This is a genomic window from Luteolibacter yonseiensis, from assembly GCF_016595465.1.
Lineage (GTDB): Bacteria > Verrucomicrobiota > Verrucomicrobiia > Verrucomicrobiales > Akkermansiaceae > Luteolibacter > Luteolibacter yonseiensis.
This window is the reverse complement of record NZ_JAENIK010000009.1, coordinates 190,810-212,210: the sequence shown is the minus strand read 5'-3', so window position 1 is coordinate 212,210 and position 21,401 is coordinate 190,810. Positions and strand designations below refer to the sequence as shown.

15 protein-coding genes are annotated in these 21,401 nt (G+C 61.4%); 4 read left to right on the top strand and 11 right to left on the bottom strand.

Annotation, left to right across the window (positions count from 1 at the left end):
• Positions 1-8: 8 nt before the first annotated feature.
• The 6 genes from JIN84_RS08470 to proC all read right to left on the bottom strand — a co-directional run bounded on the left by JIN84_RS08470 (position 9) and on the right by proC (position 9,324).
• Complete coding sequence (locus tag JIN84_RS08470) at positions 9-3,791, bottom strand: HEAT repeat domain-containing protein (RefSeq protein ID WP_200350606.1); 3,783 nt, start codon at positions 3,789-3,791, stop codon at positions 9-11.
• A gap of 47 nt (positions 3,792-3,838) precedes the next feature.
• Positions 3,839-6,355, bottom strand: coding sequence for a hypothetical protein (locus JIN84_RS08465; protein WP_200350605.1), 2,517 nt, complete (start codon positions 6,353-6,355; stop codon positions 3,839-3,841).
• A gap of 471 nt (positions 6,356-6,826) precedes the next feature.
• On the bottom strand, positions 6,827-7,012 hold the full coding sequence (locus tag JIN84_RS08460; protein ID WP_200350604.1) for an ATP-binding protein: 186 nt from the start codon (positions 7,010-7,012) through the stop codon (positions 6,827-6,829).
• Positions 7,013-7,519, bottom strand: a complete 507-nt coding sequence (gene lptE, locus JIN84_RS08455) for an LPS assembly lipoprotein LptE (RefSeq protein ID WP_200350603.1) — start codon at positions 7,517-7,519, stop codon at positions 7,013-7,015. It lies immediately after the preceding gene.
• A gap of 18 nt (positions 7,520-7,537) precedes the next feature.
• A complete protein-coding gene (locus JIN84_RS08450; RefSeq protein ID WP_200350602.1) occupies positions 7,538-8,473 on the bottom strand; it encodes a tetratricopeptide repeat protein in 936 nt (311 codons plus the stop codon).
• Positions 8,474-8,520: 47 nt separating this feature from the next.
• Positions 8,521-9,324, bottom strand: coding sequence for a pyrroline-5-carboxylate reductase (proC, locus tag JIN84_RS08445; protein WP_200350601.1), 804 nt, complete (start codon positions 9,322-9,324; stop codon positions 8,521-8,523).
• 84 nt (positions 9,325-9,408) lie between these two features.
• Here proC and JIN84_RS08440 point away from each other — a divergent pair, with 84 nt between their 5' ends.
• A complete protein-coding gene (locus JIN84_RS08440; RefSeq protein WP_200350600.1) occupies positions 9,409-11,139 on the top strand; it encodes a tetratricopeptide repeat protein in 1,731 nt (576 codons plus the stop codon).
• Positions 11,140-11,192: 53 nt separating this feature from the next.
• On the opposite strand, the gene JIN84_RS08435 is transcribed toward JIN84_RS08440, so the two are convergent.
• Entirely contained in the window at positions 11,193-11,795 is a 603-nt protein-coding gene (locus JIN84_RS08435; RefSeq protein ID WP_200350599.1) for a hypothetical protein, read from the bottom strand.
• 182 nt (positions 11,796-11,977) lie between these two features.
• On the opposite strand from JIN84_RS08435, the gene gatC reads away from it, so the two are divergent.
• On the top strand, positions 11,978-12,271 hold the full coding sequence (gene gatC / locus JIN84_RS08430) for an Asp-tRNA(Asn)/Glu-tRNA(Gln) amidotransferase subunit GatC (protein ID WP_200350598.1): 294 nt from the start codon (positions 11,978-11,980) through the stop codon (positions 12,269-12,271).
• Positions 12,272-12,308: 37 nt separating this feature from the next.
• Positions 12,309-13,712 (top strand): Asp-tRNA(Asn)/Glu-tRNA(Gln) amidotransferase subunit GatA, encoded by a 1,404-nt coding sequence (gene gatA, locus JIN84_RS08425; RefSeq protein ID WP_200350597.1) that lies wholly within the window; start codon positions 12,309-12,311, stop codon positions 13,710-13,712.
• A 72-nt stretch (positions 13,713-13,784) separates the two neighbouring features.
• Here gatA and JIN84_RS08420 read toward each other — a convergent pair whose 3' ends face one another.
• Genes JIN84_RS08420 through JIN84_RS08405 form a run of 4 tightly spaced genes read right to left on the bottom strand, consistent with a single transcriptional unit; the run spans position 13,785 to position 19,380 of the window.
• Positions 13,785-15,620, bottom strand: a complete 1,836-nt coding sequence (locus JIN84_RS08420) for a hypothetical protein (protein WP_200350596.1) — start codon at positions 15,618-15,620, stop codon at positions 13,785-13,787.
• 3 nt (positions 15,621-15,623) lie between these two features.
• Positions 15,624-18,074, bottom strand: a complete 2,451-nt coding sequence (locus tag JIN84_RS08415; RefSeq protein ID WP_200350595.1) for a hypothetical protein — start codon at positions 18,072-18,074, stop codon at positions 15,624-15,626.
• 11 nt (positions 18,075-18,085) lie between these two features.
• Positions 18,086-18,997 (bottom strand): ABC transporter ATP-binding protein, encoded by a 912-nt coding sequence (locus tag JIN84_RS08410; RefSeq protein ID WP_200350594.1) that lies wholly within the window; start codon positions 18,995-18,997, stop codon positions 18,086-18,088.
• Positions 18,994-19,380 (bottom strand): GntR family transcriptional regulator, encoded by a 387-nt coding sequence (locus JIN84_RS08405; RefSeq protein WP_200350593.1) that lies wholly within the window; start codon positions 19,378-19,380, stop codon positions 18,994-18,996. The genes JIN84_RS08410 and JIN84_RS08405 overlap by 4 nt, the downstream gene beginning before the upstream one ends.
• 267 nt (positions 19,381-19,647) lie before the next feature.
• Between JIN84_RS08405 and JIN84_RS08400 the strand changes: the two genes are divergently transcribed.
• Positions 19,648-21,327: a GH39 family glycosyl hydrolase gene (locus JIN84_RS08400; RefSeq protein ID WP_200350592.1), complete on the top strand. Its 1,680-nt coding sequence runs from the start codon at positions 19,648-19,650 to the stop codon at positions 21,325-21,327.
• Positions 21,328-21,401 lie beyond the last annotated feature (74 nt).

Genomic DNA, 21,401 nt, shown 5'->3' with positions numbered 1-21,401 from the left:
ATATGTTTTCAACCGACACGCTTCCAGCGGTCCACATTGATGCCAGTGTAGAGGACGATCAGGCCGAAGGCCATGCCTACCGTAGCACAGAACCCGCCGACGGCCTTGGTAAGTGCGTCCGCACTTACACCAGCGATGCGGCCGAAGCGGCTTATCTTCCACTTCCAGAGTTTCTGATCCCTGTCTTCCATCGCTTTCTTCATGTTAGCCTTGTATTCAACGATTTCTATTGCAGTGGCATTCGCTCCGGGTTTCGGCCATTCCTTGGGCTTCTCCATTCCGCCATATAACATCCTGGTCCAAGGTTCAGGATTTTCCGTCATCGATCCGCTGAAATGTAGAATCGTCAGTCCCAGCGAAGAGGTGATAGCAAGCGTCAGGAAAAGGACAAGAATGTAGCGGATTGAGATTCGCAAGATGCTTGCGATGGTGTCGAAGGCTTGCTGAATACTCCCCATTGACACAGCAGATTGCAGGAGGTTCTCCCAGGCTGGATGAGCTCGCAGCCGGTTTGCAATTATTGCCATGCCGATGCCTACTCCGGCACCATTCAGGACGAAAACCCAACCGCATTTGTTTTCCAGGAAAAGCAGCTTCAGAAACGGCAGAAACGGAGGCTTGTCAACAGCGTCCCATCCCACCAGTCCCATGATCTGCAAACCGTTCAGAAGGAAGACTCCCACCACCGCCATATCACAGAGAAAACCGCCGAATCCTCCGAAGACCGCGCCCGCGACGATCGAACCGAAAGGTCGGAAGAATCCGAACTTCCCGTGTTCCCTGCCGAAGACCATGCGGTGAAGGGTAATCCCGAAGGCCGACCCACCGCCGATGAGAATAGCCGCCACCGCTCCATGGAAAAACGACATTCCCCAGCCGGGCAGGGCTTGGCCGAAAGCATAGTTGAGCGCCCCCGGAATGATCTTGCACGTCATGCCCCCCGCAGCGGAGAGAAAAAGCGCAGGCACGACTACGGTGATGAGCATCGGCAACGATTTGCGCAGCCGCAATCCCCATGAATGAATCCGCGTACGCCCCCGGACCAAAGCGGGAAGCCGCCTGAACCATCCATCGAACACGGATGATTCCACCCGCATGTCTGCGGTGACCACCAACCGGGCCAGCGAGCCGATGCAGTTAGAGTCCATCGAATCGATCGGGCCGGAACGGAAAACTTCGTCGTAATATTCCTCTGTCTGGAGTTGCACGAGACTGTATGCTGCCGCCGAGCGCACCGTGTCATCCCCATCTTCCAGTAGAAGGGTGACCAATCGCATGTGGAGCGGATCGCGGGGAATCATACCTAACATAAAAGCGGCGTTTTTTCTGATCCCGGCGTTGTTGCTAGCCAGGGATTCACGGATCACCCGATCCCGCATCTCCTGGTATTGCGCCCCCAGAAGCTGCCAGCGCCCGACCATTCGTGGTATGTCCCCTTCCGCTAGATCATGGCGCCAGAGGTCTTCCTCGGCTGCCATCAAAGAACTTTCGATGAAATTTTGCTCCGCGACGCTGAATGCGATCCGGTACGCCTCAAATTGCTCCCTTGCGTCGTCCAGCTCCTTCCCGGCCTTGAGAAGGAAACCGGGATCTCCTCCAGCGGAGACACCGGTACTGTCGTCCCTCGCGGACTCCTCCCACTGCTTCAAACGCTCCGCCACCCAGGAACGCACCCGGACGAAGCGGCGGTTCATGTCGTCCGAGTACCAGTTCTTGATCCGCTCCCAGCGGCGCAGAAGCGTCTCGTGGGTCACACTGAAGACCCGCTCCCCGTCATGATCCTGGTCTGTGGTGAACAGACGCTTCTCGACGAAAGCATTCACCAGTTCCTCCGCGCCGAAGATGTCTCTCAATTCACTGAAGCGCACGGACCTCCGTACCAACGCTGTCTGGCCGAGGTCATCCTTCTCGTTGCGCCCGCCGACGGTAATGATGAGGCTTATGACGGAATCCATGGCGTGGGCGCAGGATTTGTTCTCCGCCAGCACCTCGTCCGCCTGGTTGCTCAGAATGCCGCTGAGTTCTCCCAGCTTTGTATATTCATCATGCTTGAGGCAACGATCTTGTCCGACGGTGGCGTAGAGTTTCGCAAGGCTGAACTCCAGCATCGCGAGGCTATCGGGATCTTGGGCCGCTGCGTTCAGTATTCGCTGGTCCAGATTCCCGAAGGATTCATTCTCCTCGTAAAAAAGCCCTCCCATTTGCGCGGGATGGGTCAGCATTTTGCCGAGTTCCATGGGCCGCGGCGAGGTGAGATGGATGGTGCTGCCGTTCTTCTTGAGGCGGATCAGCGTATCGTATCCTTCGCAACTCTTGAAGAACTCGCTGCGCAAGGTGGCTATGACGACTACATCACCGCTGACCGCCATCGACTCGATGGCTGAGAGAAACCGTTCCACGGCGTCCCTGCTGTAACCGCCGGTGAAAATCTCTTCGAACTGGTCCAGCACGAGAATCAGCGCGTTGCTGCGTGGTTTCAGCTCCTCCAGCTGTTTCCTGGTCGCGGCCGCGTCTTCCGTACGACCGTCCCGCTCATTCTTGGTTAACAAGTTACTTAGGAACTCCTTTTCCTTTTCCTTTAACACATTGAGTGAGATGGAGAGGCCGCCGCGCACGATATGAATTGCGCATTTCGGATCGTTCTCCAGACTCCGTGCGATTTCCGCCACGGTCAGCTTGCCGTCCACCAGCAGTTCCGGCAAAGCGGCCGGCCGCTTCATTGTGGCTATAAGGCGCTCCTCGGGATCTTCCTCCCCCACCTCCTCCTGCACTAGGGCATGAGCCAGAGCCTTCATCAGGTCTCCCCCTCCCTCGCTGGGTTTCATGACAGCGCACCGCCAGAAGTTGATTTTCTCGTAGCCATGCTTGTCCGGTGCCAGGAAGGGTAGGACCCCGGCGCGGACCAGGGAACTCTTTCCACTGCCACTGGAACCAAAGATGAGCGTGAAGGCACACGGTTCTTCCGGGAGATGGTGGCCAGCATTTTCCACATGGCCATTCACCGCGGTCAGCTCCGGGTGCTCCGCCAGCATGGCCCGGCGCTGCCAGATGGCCTGGAGCTTGGATCCGATGGCTCCTGTCACTTCTTGGATGGCCGCCGTGCGGCCGAAATAGATCGGGGCGTGCCAGAATTCAAAGACACCCAGCCCCCGGAAAGGATTTCCATTCCAGTGTGGACGAGGTCGTTTCCTCACCCCGGCCTCTGGCATGCGGCTCTCGATGAGCTTGGACAATTTAATCTCCAACAGATGCTCAAATTCATCCAGAGTCCCGTAGCGGTTGAGAGCCCCCTTCAGCACCAGTTCCTCGTTGTCCCGGGTGAGATTGTTGAGGAATATTTTGAGGGCTTCGTATTGATTCCGTTTTTCCTCGAGGTCACCCGCGGCCATCGAGACCAGCGGTTCTGTCTTGTTAAGCCAGACAAGGATGTCTGGTGTGCTTGAGATGTCGAAGTGCGTCTTCGCGTCGACGAACTCATACTCCGTTCCCGAAGCAGCCACCTTCTGGTGGTCCGGAGGCAGGGTGTACCGGGAGTGCAGGCGTGTCCCCAGCCGTGACCAGAGGATGCAGATGAAGATATCGAAACCTGAGGGCGGTTTGATCTGCTCCTGATAGTCCTTGGTCACCACCATCGGTTCATATTCCCAGAAATAGGGCTCCAAGCAGACAAAGGAACCATAGGCGGCGTCCACACGCTCGATGACACGTTCCGCGATACGGCGTTCCGGCATTACGTCCCCCGGAGAGGAAATGAAGATGCTCAGTTTAAGGGGGGATTTCTCATTTTCCATATCGGGGGTCTTTATCGGATTCGGCTCAGACGGGTGAGAGCGAAGGATCAACCCGCCTTGATGCTGTGAGTGCGGTAGAGGGTTCTCCAGTCCAGCGACTCCCGAACCATGAGGTCCGCCGCGCTCCTCAATTCCGCAGCAAGAAGCCGAGAGGGAGGAGGCTGGGTAAGCGATGGAGAAGGGTTCCCCTGCTTCAGGGATCCACCCAGTATCTCCACCCGCTTATAGTGCTCATCGAGCAACCAAACCATGATTTCAGAACGCTGTTCGAGTCGCTTCGCCTCGGATTGGAAACAGATGCCCCCCAACGCGCCGATGAGCGCAGGCAAACTCGCCGCGAGCACTCCTAGCAACACCACATACCAGGGCTCGCGGAACATGGATGGAGCTTCTTTCCCTTTCTCTGCGCTTTCCTTCCCGTATACCGCGTGCTCCCCGGCCGGTCTCGTGACAAGGTGACGAGCTGCGGCACCATCGGCCGGAGCGGAAACGGCAGCGGCTCCAGCGGGCTCCGCAGTCCCATCTCCAATGTCACCCACTGCGGCATACTTCTCCTGGGTCGCAGCACTTGCCTCCTGCTTCGCAGGTTCCTGCGTATTTTCCTCGTGCGGCATGAGGTGGGGCACCTCGATTGCCAAAAGCGCCAGCACGGCAGCCAGAACAATCACCAACAGGCTGAATCCCAGCCGCTCGAGGCCATTCTCGATTATGTGGGACTTCACCGCGTTCCGCTTGTGATAGGAGATCTGGCTGGAAATCCACTGCTTGGAGCGATCTACCATCTTATCGTCCGCCACCACCGAGATCTCCTTCCCCACCTCACTGCCAGGAAGGGCGATGACGGATGGAGTGGCTCTTGAATAAGCCCGGAAAAGCCAGTTTGCCCAGTCCTGGCGAGGGTCTCCCCGCGTGTAGATCGACGGCAGCTCGATGTAGGGCATGGATGCTCCCAGCGGAGCCAGGTACTCCATCGGTTGCATCACTTCAGCGAGATAACGGAAATCCGCGGCGACCTCCTGCCACTTCTGATGGTGATTGTAAACTTCCAGCGCGAGCAGGATGGCGATGATGACGAGCTTCAACACCCCCAGCCCCACCAAGACGACGATCCAAGGATTCTCAAACAAGAGGGAGCAACCCAACGAAAGGATCGCGACCGAAGACGCACATGCGGCCAGCAGGAATGCCGAAACAAAACCACCGCGATAAACAGCCATCAGCGGCCTCGAGAGGGAAGAGGCGCGAAGATAGACCGAGGAATAGGGCTCCATGGTCACACGCCCCAGGTTCCCTGAGGGCGCAGGCTTTTTCGCGAATGGCGTCATGGCCAGGAGCCATTGCCCCAAGCCGCTGAAAGGGCCCGGCCTCTCCAGCTTCTGGCCGGGGATGACCTTCGCCAAGTCGGCTCGCTCGAAGGCATGCAACTTGGCAAACCGTTCGCCAACATAGGCAGTCGCACGGACCACCCATCCCGTGAGCCAGCGCACCCACTTGGAGCTGGCAGGAAACCTCAAGGGTAGCACTCCCTGCAGCAGCTCCAACCGCTCGACCGCCGTTGCAAGGGACCTCTTTCGTTCGTATCCGTGGGCATTCTCTCCGTGGAGATTTCCCGCCTCTGCGGTTCCAGCCATGGAGTGGGGAAACGCCAACAGATAACTCACCAGCGTTTTCAGTCCCTCCTCCCACATCTTGTGTTTTCCTTCAGCCTGCTCCCATTCCTTGTCTCTCTCCGGCCGGTCCTTGGTTTTTCGATAGAGGACAATCCGGATTTCAGTTTCCTTCACGATCATGGCAAGGACCGGAATCTCCCTCTCCAGTGCCTGCCTCACGGTCTCCAGCGTGCCGCCCGCCCCGGCTTCCGCCTGCGGATCATAGGCCGCGATCACGAGGTCACTGTTCTCCAATAGCAGTTCCGCCGCCGCGCTGTAGGCCCCATGACGGGAGTCGTATGAGCCGTCCAACCTGATGACTTGCGAGGCTTCCGACAGCAGTTCGCGCAACTTTGCCGCCTCTTTTTTTCGGAACTCCTTCTGCTCCCCGCCCTGTAATCCGGGGTAATTTTTCTCCGCCATCGGCAGTATTGCCTCCAGTTCCACCTCCAGCTTTTCACACGCGGGCAAATCGGTCGCCGCCTTCTCACACGTTGGCTTGTGACGGAATGCCTTTCCCACCACCAGCGCGGCTTCCGCCCCGACCTGATCCGCGCCGGCAGCCAAGGAACTGAGCACCCCCAGCTTGGCGGGTTTGGTTTCGTCGAAGAACTGGTTGATAAATACCTTTCTCTCTTCTCGGTGTCCGTGTCTTTTCCCGCCACTATGCGAAGCCGCCTCAACGCGGATCTCCTGCTTGCGCGCCACCAGCATCTGGTCGCCGATCGCCTTCCACACTTCTTGGAAACTTTCCGACAGTGCGGACAGGACCTTCTCGGCCTCTTTAGGGGTGTCCTCCACCTTCACATCCTCGACCGTATCCGCATCCCCGGCATAGCGCCTGTTTCCTATCACCGCCACCTCAAGCGCAAAACGAGGTTTGACAATGGTATTTCGGGATTGTTGCGAATTCATGCCTACGGCAAGGAGAGGGAAATTTCAACAAGGGGGAAAAGTAAGAACAGCGTAAACCGATCTTCTGACAAATGGATCTCTAACACATGCGAATCCGGAGAGTCAAGGCTTTGTCAGGCAACCCTGAAAATCACCTGGAACTTACTGGCACACTTCCCAAGTGACAGGTTATCCATCAAGACACCGACATCGCCGCCGTCACCAGCCGAACCCCTAATATCCGGGAAGAGCCCGGCTTCCGCACTGTCGCACATGCTGGTACGGCTGTGGGACGAGCTCGGCGAGCAGGTCCGGAAGCTTGCTAGTTTGCGCATCGAAATAGGTGGTGCCGGTTTTATGCCGATAGATGCGGGCGGCGGTGTGGCGGGCCACTTCAGCGGTGGTCAGATAAGCAACATGGAAGACTAATCCGGATCCAAAAAGAGGTGAAACTTTCGTTGCGCCCAACTGTATTTGCGCAACCTGTTTTTTTCAAAAACGTGAAAACCAAGGTTTTTGGTCCAGCAAGGGGCCGGAAATGCGCTGTCGGTAGTTTTCGATCTGCCGTGGAGGGCACCGGCGCCCGCGTTTGAGGTCGCCATAGCAGCCGCAAGGAGGTGATCGAAACGCGGAGGACGCAGGGAGCGGGGCGGAGAGAGATAGAGTGCGGCGTGCCATTCAGTAGCCGTTCGCGAGGCGGGAAACCAAGGCCTCTCCCGCGCGCTCCAGGGCTTCCGGCAGCGCGTTGTTCCGCGAGGTCTGGAGATTCGATGAAACGAAAAGCTGGCTGCTGCCCTTGGAACTTCCGGAGGCGAGGACCTTGGTGCGGTCCCGGGCGTCAAGGAGCTTCCACTTGATGGTGACGGTGTTCTCCAGCTCCTCCGGCAGCATGGTGTCCAGGCGGCTGCCACGGATGGTGGAGTAATCGATGCTGCTGAGGGTTCCCTCCAGCACGGCGTCGGCATGGTCGGACTTTCCGATCCGGTAGGTGCCGTCCTGCACGAAAGCGTTCGCGACGGCGGAGGTGGCCAGCGCTTCGGCGCGGGGGTGGAGGGTCGAGTTGGAAAACATCGGCACTGCGATGCTTTTCACCTTGGCCAATGAAGCGGGCTTGGTGTTCCCGAGCTGGTAGCCCGCACAGGAGGCGAGCAGGAAAACGGGGGCAAGCAGGGCGGCGAATTTCATGGGCGGAGGGGTTGCGGCTCACTCGCCGAGTTCCTTGAGACGGGCCTTCGCCTTGTCATGCAGCGGGCCGGACTTGGCGCGGCTGACGATGTCCCGGTAATAAACCTTGGCGGATTCCGTCTTGCCGGTTTTTTGATAAAACTCGGCGATGTCGTAGGATTTCTGCAGATCCCGGCCACCGAGATTGGCGACGAGCCTGCGGGCCTCGGCATTGCGCGCGTGACCGGGATACTGGATCAGGTAGTCGTTGAAGGCTTCCCGGGCCAGGTCGATGTTCGCCTGGTTCTGGTTGCCCCGGTCCGCTTCCGCGGTGAGGATGAGACCGATGCGGAAAAGCGCCTCGGGCGACTGCGGTGCGGCGGGTTGGTCGCGGACGAGCTGGCGGTAGGCGGCGATGGCTTCCTTGGACTTTTTCCGGCCCTCATACAACTGGCCGATGGTGAACTGGGCCTTGGAGGCGGCGGCGGACTTCGGCGCGTTGTCGCGGACCTTGCCAAGCATCTCGACGGTTTTGTCCAGCGAGAGCTTTGTTTTCAGGCCGAGCATGCTTTGTTTCACATCCCCATCCGCGGCGGACTGCGCCATGGTGATCTGGCGGTTGAGGGCGGTGGTGTAGAGGTTGCTGCTCTGGTAGCGGGTGAGGAACTGGTCGTAGGCCTCGAAGGATTTCACGACATCCCCTTTCTGCTCAAGCAACTGAGCCTGGCGGTACCTCGCCTGCGCGGCGGACGGCGCGAAGGGGTAGCGCGTGGCCATCTTGTCGTACTGGCTGATCGCGCGGCCCGTCTTGCCCGCGTCATCGGCGGCCTTCGCCTTTTGATAGAGAGCCTCGCCCTCGCCGGACGCGGCCTGGGTGTTTCCCGCCAGGATCGGCGTATCGGGATCCGGACCACAGGATGTCAGGGGAAAAACGGAGGCGGCAACCAGTGCGCAGGCGATCAACCGATAGGTCATGCGTGGAAACATAGATGGCCCACCGTCGCGGGAAAGCTCAAAATCGTTCACTTCCCAAGTTCGGTCGCACGCAGGGTGGCGGCGGTGACGGCCTCGATGAGCGCGTTGCGCAGTCCGTGTTTTTCCAACGCGGCCACCCCGGCGATGGTCGTGCCGCCGGGCGATGTGACCATGTCCTTGAGCACGGCGGGGTGCTCGCCCGTCTCGAGCACCATGGAGGCGGCACCGATGACCGTCTGCGCGGCGAGGCGGACGGCGTCCGCACGCGGGATGCCCGCGCGCACGCCACCGTCGGCGAGGGCGTCGATGACCATGTAGATGTAGGCCGGGCCGCTGCCGGAGAGTCCGGTGACGGCGTCCATGAGGCGCTCCGGGACCTGCACGGCGAGTCCTACGGCCCCCAGCAGGGACTCGGCGGTTTTCGCATCCGCCCCGGTGGCTCTGGATCCGAGGCAGTAGCCGGCCGCGCCGTGACCGACGAGGGCCGGGGTGTTCGGCATGGTGCGGATGACGCGGAAATTTTCCGGTGCCGCGCTTTCCAAGGCGGCGAGAGTCACTCCGGCGGCGATGGAAATGACCAGCTTCGGCTGGCCGGAGGATTTTTCCGCGACGGTGGCAAGGGCGGCGGCGACGTCGTTCGGCTTGGTGCAGAGCAGCAGCACGTCGCTGGCGGAGGCGATTTCCGCGATGTCGGCGCTGACGTGCGCCCCGGTGACGGCGGCGAAATTTTCGCGGGATTTGTAGTAGGGATCGCAGCCATACACATCTCCGGAGGCCACGACTCCGGCGCGGATCGCACCTTGAATCAACGCCGTTCCCATCTTCCCGCATCCAATGACTCCAAGCTTCATGGCAGGAGAGTATGCGGGTCCGGACGGGAGATGCCAGCGTCATTTTGCTTGGACCGGCGGGCCGCGCGTGGCCATCATCCGTCCATGAGAATTCGGACCATGGCGGCATTGTTGGCGGGTTGCGCGCTTGCGACAGGAGCGGAAAAAACCACTCCGCAGAAGCCGAAGCCCAAGCCCGCACCGGCGATCGAGGAAAAGAACGCACCGGCGAAACAAACACCCGACGTGGAGGACGCCATCCCCGGGCCGGTGAAGGCGCTCGGCGAACCGGCCATGGCCACCTTTCCCGGCGGCATCCGCATGGCGGTCTCCGCGGCGACGGAAAAAGCCCAGGCGCATGTGAACCAGGGACTGAACCACCTGCACGGAGGCTGGGAATTCGAAGCCAGCCGCCACTTCGCCGCAGCCATGCGGGAGGACCCTGAGTGCCTGCTCGCCCACTGGGGCATGGTCATGTGCCTGCTCAACCCCTCACCCGAAACAGGCCCCGCGCGCAACGCGGTGACGGACCGGCTGCTGGATCTGGTGGATCAGGGAAAGGGAACCGAGCTCGAACGCGGTTACGCCTACGGACTCATCAAATACATCGAGGAAGGCCCCAAGGGCGCCGCCATCGCCTTCCACAAGATCGCCGGACAGTTCCCCAATGACATGCAGGCGGCCATCTTCGCCGCGTTGTTCGGCAGAGGCGGCTATGACGAGCTGGGCACCGCCACCCCGGACCAGGAGGTCGCGGAAAAAAGCCTGCTCGCGATGATGGAGAAACATCCGGAAAGCCCCATCCCGCTCAACGCCCTGCTCACCATCCGCGCGGAGGCTCCGGACCTCGGAGGATCGCTGGATCTCGCCCGCAAGCTGTGCCGGATCTCCCCCGACTACGGCCCCTATCAGCACCTTCTCGGGCACTACGAGTGGCGCTGCGGCCAACATGCCGGTGCCGCCGCCGCATTCACCAGGACGTCCTCGCTTTTTTCCAACTGGATGAAAGAAAACAAGGCCACGCCGGCCGATTGCCCGGAATGGGTGAAGTCGGAGTGCTATCGGGTGGTTTCCCTGGCCTCGCGCGGCGATTTCGAGGGAGCCCAAGCCGCCGCCCGGGCCATCGCCGCCACGCCCATCCCCAAGGACCGCGTCGCCTCGCCCGGCATCCGCCTGCTCCTTTGGGATGGCAAAACGCTCCCGGCACGCATCCTCCTGCGCCGCAACCTCCGTGGAAACGCCGCCGAAGCACTCAAATCGCTCCCTGCGCCGGATGAAATCAAGGGCACCCGTTCCAAGTCCCTCGCCTATTGGTGGATCGACGGCCTCCGCTTCGCGCTGGATGCCCAGCGCCTCATCGAAGACGGGAAAACCGACGAAGCGCAGCAGGTCATCGACGCGCTCACCCGTCACGGCGAAACCATGAGCAAGGCCCAGACCGCCGCAGGCGACAGCGGCGAGCGCTCGCCCTGGAACCGGGCCTTCCGCGCGTTGGAAATCCTCGCCAGCGAACTGCGCGGACGCCTCGCGATGGCCGGCCCCAAGGATCGCATGGGCACGGCCTACAACTGGTTTTCCTCCGCGGCCGACCGCCAGTCTCCGGCACCGATGATGTTCGAACCCATGGTCCTCACTCCCATGGCCAGCCGCCTCGGAGAATATTACCTCGCCGCGGACAAACCCACGGAGGCCGTCGAAGCCTACAACCGCGCCCTCGCCCTGTTCCCGAACGACATCGGCGCCCTCAAGGGGCTCAAGGATGCCTATGAAAAGGCGAAGATGCCCGCCGAGGCCGCCGCGACGGAGAAAAAGATCGGGGAGCTTGGTGCCGAATGATACGATGGGATCGCCGCATTCCGGGGCGAATCGCCGGAAAGACGCCGCTCCGTTCAGCCATCGTGAGGCTTGAGGGTGACGACCTTCGCATCCGTCATCTTCCCGCCTTCCAACGAACAGGTCATATCGATCTCATACCACATCAACTTATCCCCGACCAGGGTGTCACCTGACGCTCTCAGCAGCAGACGCCCGTTGTCGATCCACTTCACAGGCGTCTCCCGCGAGACGCGGTTGGTTTGTGACGCGGACAACAACTCAAGCGACTTGGAGGTGGCGCCGGCCAGTTTCACCTCGACCGGTTTTCCAGCGTTCATGGCGTAAACCGTCGTGGTCCAGGATGTCTTGGTCCCTCGGAACATCAGGGCGAAGTGTTTCGAGTCCGGTGCCCACAGAAGACGAAGATTTGCCGGATCGGCGTCGCCCGGATGGCCCGCATAACCCCCGAGGGGTATCCGCGCCACCGCAGCTCCGGTCATTTTTCGATAAAGCACGAGACCGTCCCGTCCGTCTTCGACATTTGCGGGCGGCTCGGTGCGTGCCGCATAACCACCATCGGGCGATGCGCTGTCCGGCACTTCGGTGAAATCAGCCGCCGCAGCCGACAAAAGGCAGAGAAAGGTGAATGCCGTCACAAGGATTGAAGCGGGTTTCATGGGCTTGGTTTCCATCATCCTCTCGTCGGCCCGAGGAAAAAACAACGAGCCCGTTGCTGACAGACGGACGACTTCCCCAAGCTTCTTACAACGGACCGGGAATTTCTTAAAAAACTCCGAACTTCTCCTCCCGCCGCACTTGGCACTTGGAAAATCCCCGCCCATTCCAGACGCTCCCGCCCATGTCGCACAGTCACATCGATGTCCGCTACGTCGCCAATCTCGCCCGCCTCGAACTTTCCGATGCCGAGGTCGCGGAATTCCAGCCCCAGCTCGAAGCCATCCTCGGCCACGTCGAGGCGCTTTCGAAGCTCGACGTCTCCGGCATCGATCCCACGGCCCATGCGAACGAGATCTTCGGCCGCATGCGCGAGGACGTCCCCCACGAAAGCCTGAGCCAGGCCGCCATGCTCCAAAACGCGCCCGACCAGGCCCAGGGCCAGATCCGCGTGCCGAAGGTCGTCACCGACGCCTGAGTTCCCTTTTCCCAACTCCCCATCTCCCACTTTTCCCATGACCATTTCCCAACTCCGCAAGCAGCTCACCGCCGGAGAAACCACGCCCGCGAAAATCCTGGAAGGCCTCGCCGGAGAAATCACCGCGCGCGATTCCAAGACCGGAGCCTACCTGTCCCACGACCTTGAATCCGCCCTCGCGGAGGCCGCCGGCGCGGATCTCGGCCTGCCCCTCGGCGGCATCCCCATCGGCATCAAGGACAACATGAACGTCCTCGGCCAGCCCTGCACCTGCGGCTCGAAGTTTCTCGAAAATTTCATCTCCCCCTACGACGCCACCGTCATCAAAAAACTCCGCGCCGCCGGAGCGATCCCCTTCGGCCGCCTGAACCAGGACGAGTTCGCCATGGGTTCCTCCACGGAAAACTCCGCGCTCCAGACCACGCGCAATCCCCACGACCACGACCGCATCCCCGGTGGTTCGTCCGGCGGCTCCGCCGCGGCGGTCGCGGACGGCACCGCCATCGCCACACTGGGGTCCGATACCGGCGGCTCCATCCGCCAGCCCGCCTCGCACTGCGGCGTCGTCGGCCTCAAGCCATCCTACGGCCGTGTCTCCCGCTACGGACTGGTCGCCTTCGCCTCGTCGCTCGACCAGATCGGCCCCATCACCCGGTCCGTCGAGGATGCGGCGCTCATCCTGCAAGCCATCGCGGGATTCGATCCCGCGGACTCGACCAGCCTGGACGTCCCGGTGCCCGACTACCTGTCCGGCCTGAACGACGGCGTGAAAGGTCTCAAGCTCGGAGTGCCCAAGGAATACTTCGGCGAGGGCATCGACCCCGGCGTCCGCAGGAATGTCGAGGCCTCCATCCAGAACCTCGCCGCCCAAGGCGCGGAAATCGTCGAAATCTCGCTGCCCCACACCGAGCACGCCGTGGCCACCTACTACGTCATCGCCCCGGCGGAAGCCTCGTCGAACCTTTCCCGCTTCGACGGCATCCGCTACGGCCACCGTGCATCAAGCCCCGCCGACATTCTCGACCTTTACAAGAAATCCCGTGAGGAAGGATTCGGCGCGGAAGTGAAACGCCGCATCATCCTCGGCACCTACGTGCTCTCCTCCGGCTACTACGACGCCTACTATGGCCGCGCCCAGAAGGTCCGCACGCTCATCCGCCGCGACTTCGAGAACGCGTTCCAGAAAGTGGACGCCATCCTCTCGCCCGTGGCCCCCACCCCGGCCCGCCGCCTCGGAGCCTCCGCCGCGGACCCGCTCCAGGAATACCTCTCCGACATCTTCACCATCGCCGCCAACCTCGCCGGCATCCCCGGCATCTCCATTCCCTGCGGCACGGTCGATTGGGACGGCGGGAAAAACCTGCCCACCGGTCTCCAGATCCTCGCCCCGCACCTGGGTGAGGCGAAGATGCTGCAGATCGCCAAGGCGGCGGAAGCTTGAAGATTTCTTCGTGTGAGGTTCAGCTTTCAAAGGCGTCTTCCATGAAAGCGAAGGCGCGTTGAAGGCCCGGGCTCACAGCCCCCACTTCCTCGTCCCGGCATCGTATTTCAGCCGGTCGATGTTTTCCCGCAGGTAACCGATGAGGTCCTGGTGCTCTCCGTCGACGAGGGCGGACAGTTGCTCGTTCTCCCACTTTTTCCCGCCGGCGGCTTTTTCCGCGAGGCGGCGGAAAGCGCTGGAATCTCCCAGCTCCGCGGACCAGCGCGCATAGAGCCAGCCCTCCCGGTCATACCTGCCGTACTTGCGCGATTTCCATCCCGCGGAGACAAAAGCGGGCCAGTCGAATGCCGGATTTCGCCGCAATTCCGCCGCCACTTCTCCGACTCCCCTGTCGAGACGGATGGCGAGCGCCGCGAGGTCCGCAACGAGGGCGGAATCGTTTTCACCCGAGAGCAGCATGAGCGACGCGGCGTCGACCGGAAGACGCTCTTTCGCCCGCTGGCGGAGGATTGGCAAGGCATCGGCCAACCAGCCTTTTTCGATGAACAGCGGAACGAGCCGGGGGTCGATCGCCATTCGTTGGAGCAATGCGGGCTTGTCGGCTTCCGTGGCTTGCTGCCGGAGGAACGGGCGGATGACCTTGTCCCAGGCGAGATCCGACCAAGGGTGGTAGGCGAGCACCGTGGCCATGGCCTCCCGAGGCAGTTTTCCGCTGAAATAGACCTCGGAGTCGGGAACGTTGTCGTGGGTGTCGAAACTGTCGATGACCTGGCGCACCGCGAGGTCCAGCGGTACCGTGTCCGGCAGGGTCCGGAGATGAAGACGACCCGGTCCACCATCCCGCGGGACGAACTCGGGCGCGGCGGGCATGAGCGGGGCATCGCCGTCTTCGACAAAAAAGAGCACTTCCTTCGCAGGGAAATCCGCCGGGGAAGCGTGCCGGTTTTCCGGCAGCATCAGCGGCGAGCCGAATTCAATCTCATAAACCGCCCTCCGCAGCTCCGAAGCGATGCCGCCGAAGCCTTCGGTGGAGATTTGGCAGGAAAGCGCGGCAGCGTAGGTGCCATCGGAATAAGCGAGCACCGGAACCGCCTGGCCGAGCCACTGGAGGTCGCCGCGATGGATGGCGGCGAGATCAAGGGTGACCCTGGATCGGAAACCCTCCACCGTTGAATCCAGGGAAAGCAGCCGCAGTCCGGAAAACACTTCGGAACGCCGGCCTGCGAGGGGAAAGCGGGCCCTCAAGCGCGCCTGCGGAAATTCCGAATCCATGTTGCCCGAATCATACCACCTTCCGATGAGGTCGGTGGCATCCGGGAGCTGGCGCAGGATGCCTTGGGAGAGATTTTTGGGATACCGGCTGTCGCTCCGGCCCACTCCATCGTTTTTGACCGCAGGCATGAAAAATGCCGGGACGAGCACGATGATCATGAAGGCCCATATGACCTTGCGCGCACGCTCCTGGGCTTGGAACCGCATGAGCAATTCGAAGCCTTTCAGCGCGAGGACAAAAACAAGCCACGGCACGACGTCGGTGGTTCGGATCGATTCCAGGAGGAAACCCCACTGCCGGCCTGTCGGGTGGAAAAGATGATGGATCGTCAGGGCTTTGGCGATCCACCCCGGAAGCAGGATCGCGAAAAGCAGCAGGACCTGGCTGAGGAAGATGGAATTCCGGGAGAAGGGCCGCGTGCGCCAGCCACCATGGGTGGAGAATCCTGCTTCGGAGAGCAGGATGCGGAAGGTGATCCAGTAAAGACCCAGCGCCCGGAGCGAGGCGACGCCGCCCGACCATCGGGACTCCGAAGAGTTCGAGATACAGGAAAGACCGACCAGCACGAGGTAACCGAGGATTTCCCAGCGGAAACGGGACCAAAGAGTCGAGAGACTGTGGGTGAGGGCGGACATGGTTCAATGGGTTTTGGAGATGGGATGCCAGCAACGGGCGAAAGCGTCGTAGGTGAAGTCGCCGGCGGTTTTTCCTCTGAAAAAATCACGCCATGCCTGCTGGTCCTTGGGAACGGGGGACGGTGAGACGACTTCCTGAAGTTCAGTTCCGGGAAGATAGATTTTCAGCTCCGGGTTCTGGCAGACCTGGAGCAGCTTGGCCAATGCCACCGGATTGCCATGGGAAACGGGACGTAGGAATTCGTCCAAGGCACCGACGAAACGGACGGGCTGCCCTCTGAGATTGCTCACCGGAGAAAGCCTTTGGCTGATCCGGTCGACCGCTCCGTCCAAGTCCGGAGCGATGCCGGGCAGGGACCGGATGACGTTGTAAAGGCGCGGATCTCCCGTCGTTTCGTAAGCACGGATCAACGCGGGATAGGTCGCGGGATCCTCCTGCCGGGCGATGGCCGAGACCATCGAAAAAACGCCGCTCGAATCCGAGATCAGAAAGGGTGCCTCCAGGCAGTTGAGAAACTGGCTCCGGACCGGATCTTCCCAATTCCGCTTCATCAGGGTGCGGACGAGTTTCATTGCCTGTACCGGCCCGTCGACGGCGGAGACCACCTCCGCCTTCGAGGATTCGGGCACGCCATTCTCAATCGCATCGCCGATATAATATTCCTGGGCGTAGAGCGCGAGCAGGCGGGGAAAGCGTGGAGCATATTCCGCCAGATCCCGCGCGATGATGCCCGATGGAAACAGCGCGATGAGCGAGCGCAGGTAGCGGGACAGTTCCTTCTCCGTGCAAGTCGCCGGGTCCGGGCGATGCGGACGCAGGTTGGAATAGTAGGCCTCGTGCTGCTGCCTGTAGGCCCCGGACAGCATCCAGTCCTCACCATTGGGAACAGGAGGCTCGGACGGTGGTGGTAGCATGAGCCGGCGTGAAACCGTGCCCAGGAATTCCGGCTGGATGACGAGCAGCCGCGCGTTTTTCCAAGACCTTGGCTTGAATTCGCCGGTATCCGTGGCCTCCATCAACAGTTGATACCATGCGATGCCGCCCGGAGAGAAACCTTCCCCGCGATACCTTTGTTCAAGGCCGGTACACCTGCCGGACTCCGGCAGGTAAAGCACGTAACTGAAATAGGAGTCGCTTCCTCCCGTCAAAGACTGGGGACATTTGAGGGACACCTCGGCCAGGGGTTCTCCTTCCTTGTTCTCGACATACCGTGCGGCGGTGGCGATGTCATCGAGCGTGGTCGCAACCCGGTTCCGTCCCAGAGGAAGATCCGCCACGATGCGATAACGGAACACCCCTCCGGTGAGACCCACATCCGCAGGCGGACGATCGACCTCTTCCGGACCAAAATCCACCACATCCCATGAATCGTTGCGATCAATCAAGGGTGCGGGCAAAACCTGATGAAGCGCGGCCCGCATTTCGGAAGTGCGAGGCCCCGGGAAAAACCGACCCGGCACAGTCTCTCCGCTTTGGAAATCCGACCGCCATTTCACGAAAACTCCTTCCCCCTGTCCTTTGGTGTCGATCATCGCTTGAAGAGACCGCCGTGTCCTTGTCATCCCATTCTGATACTGCGTCACATTCGCCCCCCAGACACCTTGGCCGGAAAGGACAGGCTGGACCGAGTCCATCACCACGGGGCGCGACCACAAAACCGGACAGGTGCCCGACCAGGTGCCGAGATAAGATGCCGCCGTCAGTCCGAATATCGCCGAGGCGATGATGGCCGCACCTCCCCGCCGAAACCGGAAGATCCGGGAAAAAGCGACGACCAGCACGAAGCCGAGCACCACCCGCACCTGATCGGCCGCCTCCGGATGAATTCCTCCAAGCCGGACCAGAATGCCGAACATATTTCCGGGCTCGTAGGTTTCCCCCAATAGGGAACCGATCAGATGGGAAACACCGATGAAGCATGCCACCGCGGCACTCCATGACCAGAACGAGCCGCAGTAACGACCGATGACCGCGAGAGTGCCATACAGGAAAAGCAGCTGCGTTCCAGTGCCGGATACCTGGTCCATGGCATGGGCCGGAGAAAAACCGTTGCGCATCGCGATGACGACCCCGGGCACCAGTTGCGGCAGCACGATGAAAAACAACAGTCCCAGCGTCTTCGCCACCAAACGCTGCCACGGACGGATGGGACTCACGGACTGCCAACGCAGGTCGTGCATCCCGATGAAGGTCGAAAGCAGCACGGGAAGCACCAGTGCCAGCACGCCGAACCATCGCAGATACTGCGGAACATTCGGAATTTCGGAAAGTCCGAGAGACTCCAGATTTCCCGAATAGGAGGTCCCGGTGATCATCGGCACTCCGAACGATGCCGGGTCATGCGTCAGCCAGGGCGCGGCGCTGATGACGAAGCACACCCACATCCCGATGATGGGGATGTTGAAGCGCTGCCAGTCGGTTTTCAGCAGATGTGAGACGGTGCGGAAGTTCATGATGATGCCTGTTAGATTCCGGAGTCGGCCCGGCCCTCGCGGACGAGGGTTACGAAAAGCTCGCGCAGGCCGAGCGGGTGGATTCCGGCGGGCGGGCTGCCGGGGAACAGGGCGGACAGCGCGCGTGCGAGTTTTTCCGGTTCATGCCCCGTGTCCGTGAACCGCAGGACGCGGCCCGCGGATTGCGGCGAGATCCAGTTCGCGGGAAGCTGCGGCAGCTCACCGAGATCCGGCGGCAGCAGGATTTCCACCCGGCGGTGGCGGGCTAGCAGCGGCTCGGTGCCTTCGTTCAGAACGACGGCCCCGTGGTTGAGCAGCACCACGTGGTCGGCGAGACGGTCCACCTCCTCGATGTCATGGGAGGAAACCACCACCGACAAGCCTTCCCCGCCCGCGATCTCCAGCAGCCCGGTGATGAACTCGTCCCGCACCACCGGGTCCAGTCCGGAGAACGGCTCGTCCAGCACCAGCAGCTCCGGCCGGTAGGACAGCGCGGCGATGAGGGCCGCCTTCATGCGCTGGCCGCGCGAGAGGTGGCTGAGCTTCCGGTCGCCGGGCAGGGAGAATTGTTTCCTCAACGACCGCTCGAGATCCGGGTCCCATTTCGGGTAAAGCGGGCGGCACCAGGCGAGGAACTGGTCCACGCTCATCCAGTCCGGCAGCTCCATGCCATCCGCCACGTAGCCGATGCGGGCGAGCTGTGCCGGACCGAGCTTGCGGGAATCCACCCCGAGGATCTCCACGTGACCGGAGGACGGGCGGATGAGATTGAGCGCGATTTTCAGCGCGGTGGATTTCCCCGCGCCATTCGGACCGAGCAGCGCGGTGATCGATCCGGCGGGCACGTGGAACGAAGCATGCCTCAGCGCCCATGATCGGGAGAACCGGCAGGTGACCTGGTGGAATTCAAGAAGTGGTTTCATGGAAGCGGTGGGTTTTCGGAAAGGGTGCGGCGGAGGACTTCCAGCGTTTCATCGGCGGTGAGGCCGAGCTGGTTGGCGTGGCGGATGAGGTCCCGGCAGGCGGGCGCGAGCTGTGCGGCGAGTTGTTCCCGGGAGGACCCTGCCGGCTTCACCACCACCATCCCGGCACCGGGACGGCTGGCGAGGAACCCGGCATCCCGCAGTTCCATGACCGCCTTGTGGGCCGTGGTCGGGGAAATCTTCAGCTCCTGCGCGAGGATGCGGACCGAGGGAAATTTCTCCCCCGCCGCCATCTCATCCGTGAGAACGGCGCGCTGCACCGCTTTCACGAGTTGGTCGGAAACAGGAACACCGTCGAGGAGTTGGAAACGAAATGGGAGCATGATGGGGCGGATTCAACACCAACCGTAACAGCATGATTGATACAGTTAGAAACGGATGGCAAGAAAATTATCAGACTGCCTTCTCCCCACGCTCCGTGAACCTGCCGGATCCACCAGCCATTCCGCTTTCCACCTCCTTCTGCGGGGATCGTTTACCTCGAACCGTGTGAAGGAGTTTTGGCGGAATCATACAAATTCCTGTCGCACTCTTCCAAGATTCCTTCCGGAGAAACCGCATAGGATTCCCTGAAACTCAAAAATCGCCCAATGCCGTCATTTTCCCGCACCCTCACCGCCCTCTGCCTTTTCAGCTCCTGCCTGTCCGCCATGGCGGCGGATTCGTTTCCTGTGAAAATCACGGTGGATGCCGCGCGGCCGATGGGGCCGCTCAAGCCGATCTGGCGGTTCTTCGGCGCGGACGAGCCGAACTACACCTACATGAAGGACGGCCGGAAACTCCTTTCCGAACTGGGTGAGCTGAAGCCGAAGGAGGTGTTTTTCCGCACCCACAGCCTGCTCGTCACCGGCGAGGGCACGCACGCGCTCAAGTGGGGATCGACGAACGCCTACACCGAGGACGCGCAGGGAAACCCGGTCTATGACTGGACCATCGTTGACAAGATCATCGACAGCGGGCTGGAGCGCGGCGTCCGGCCTTATGTGCAGATCGGTTTCATGCCGCAGGCGCTTTCGATAAAGCCGGAGCCCTACCGCCACCACTGGACGCCGAAGGCGAAGTATGACGACATCTACACCGGCTGGACCTACCCGCCGAAGGACTGGGGGAAATGGGAGGAACTCGTCTACCAATGGGCGAAGCATTCCGTTGAAAAATACGGCCGGGACGAGGTCCTCAAATGGTATTGGCAGACATGGAACGAGCCGAACATCGGCTACTGGCGCGGCACCCGTGACGAGTTTTTCAAGCTGCACGACCACGCGATCAAGGCCGTGCGCCGCGCCATCCCCGGCGCGAGGGTCGGCGGCCCGGATCTGGCGGGGGGCGCGGGCGGAGATTTCCTTAAGTCCTTCCTCGACCACTGCGTGAAGGGCAAAAACACCGCCACCGGAGAAACCGGCACGCCCACGGATTTCATTTCCTTCCACGCCAAGGGCCAGCCGAAGGACATGGACGGACGCGTCCAGATGGGCATCTCCAGCCAGCTCCGCGACATCGACGGAGCCTTCTCGGTGATCGCGCGCTACCCGGAATTCGCGGATACGCCGATCGTCATCGGCGAGTCCGATCCGGAGGGCTGCGCCGCCTGCCAGGGGCCGAATCTCGCCTACCGCAACGGCACGATGTATTCCAGCTACACCGCCGCGAGCTTCCCACGGAAACTCGACCTCGCGGCCAAGCACGGAGTGAACCTGGAGGGCGCGGTCACCTGGGCGTTCGAGTTCGAGGACCAGCCGTATTTCGCCGGGTTCCGCTCGCTGGCCACGAACGGCGTGGACAAGCCGGTGCTGAATGTTTTCCGGATGTTCTCCAAAATGGACGGCGACCGCCTTCCCGTCACCAGCGACTCCGCCGTGTCCCTGCCGGACATCCTCCGCAGCGGTGTCCGCAAGCAGGCGGACGTTTCCGCCTTCGCCAGCCTCAGCGCGAAAAAACTCAGCGTGCTCGTCTGGCACTACCACGACGACGACGTGACCGGCCCGGATGCCGCCATTTCCCTGAACGTCCCCGGCCTGCCCCTCGCCAGCGGCAAGGCGAAGGTCAGCCACTACCGCGTGGATGAGACCCACGGAAACTCCTTCACCCTCTGGAAGTCCATGGGCGAGCCACAAAAGCCCACCCCGGAGCAATACCAGGAGCTGGAGGCCGCCGGAAAACTCGCCACGCTCGCGCCGGAGGCGGAAACGCAGATCACCGACCACACCGCCAAGCTGGATTTCACCCTGCCGCGCCAGGGAGTGTCGCTGCTGGTGGTGGAGTGGGAGTGAGCCATGGAAATGAGCGGAGTTGCGCGAACCGATGAAAGCTGATAGCTCATCTGACAATGAAACCCGGGGACCAC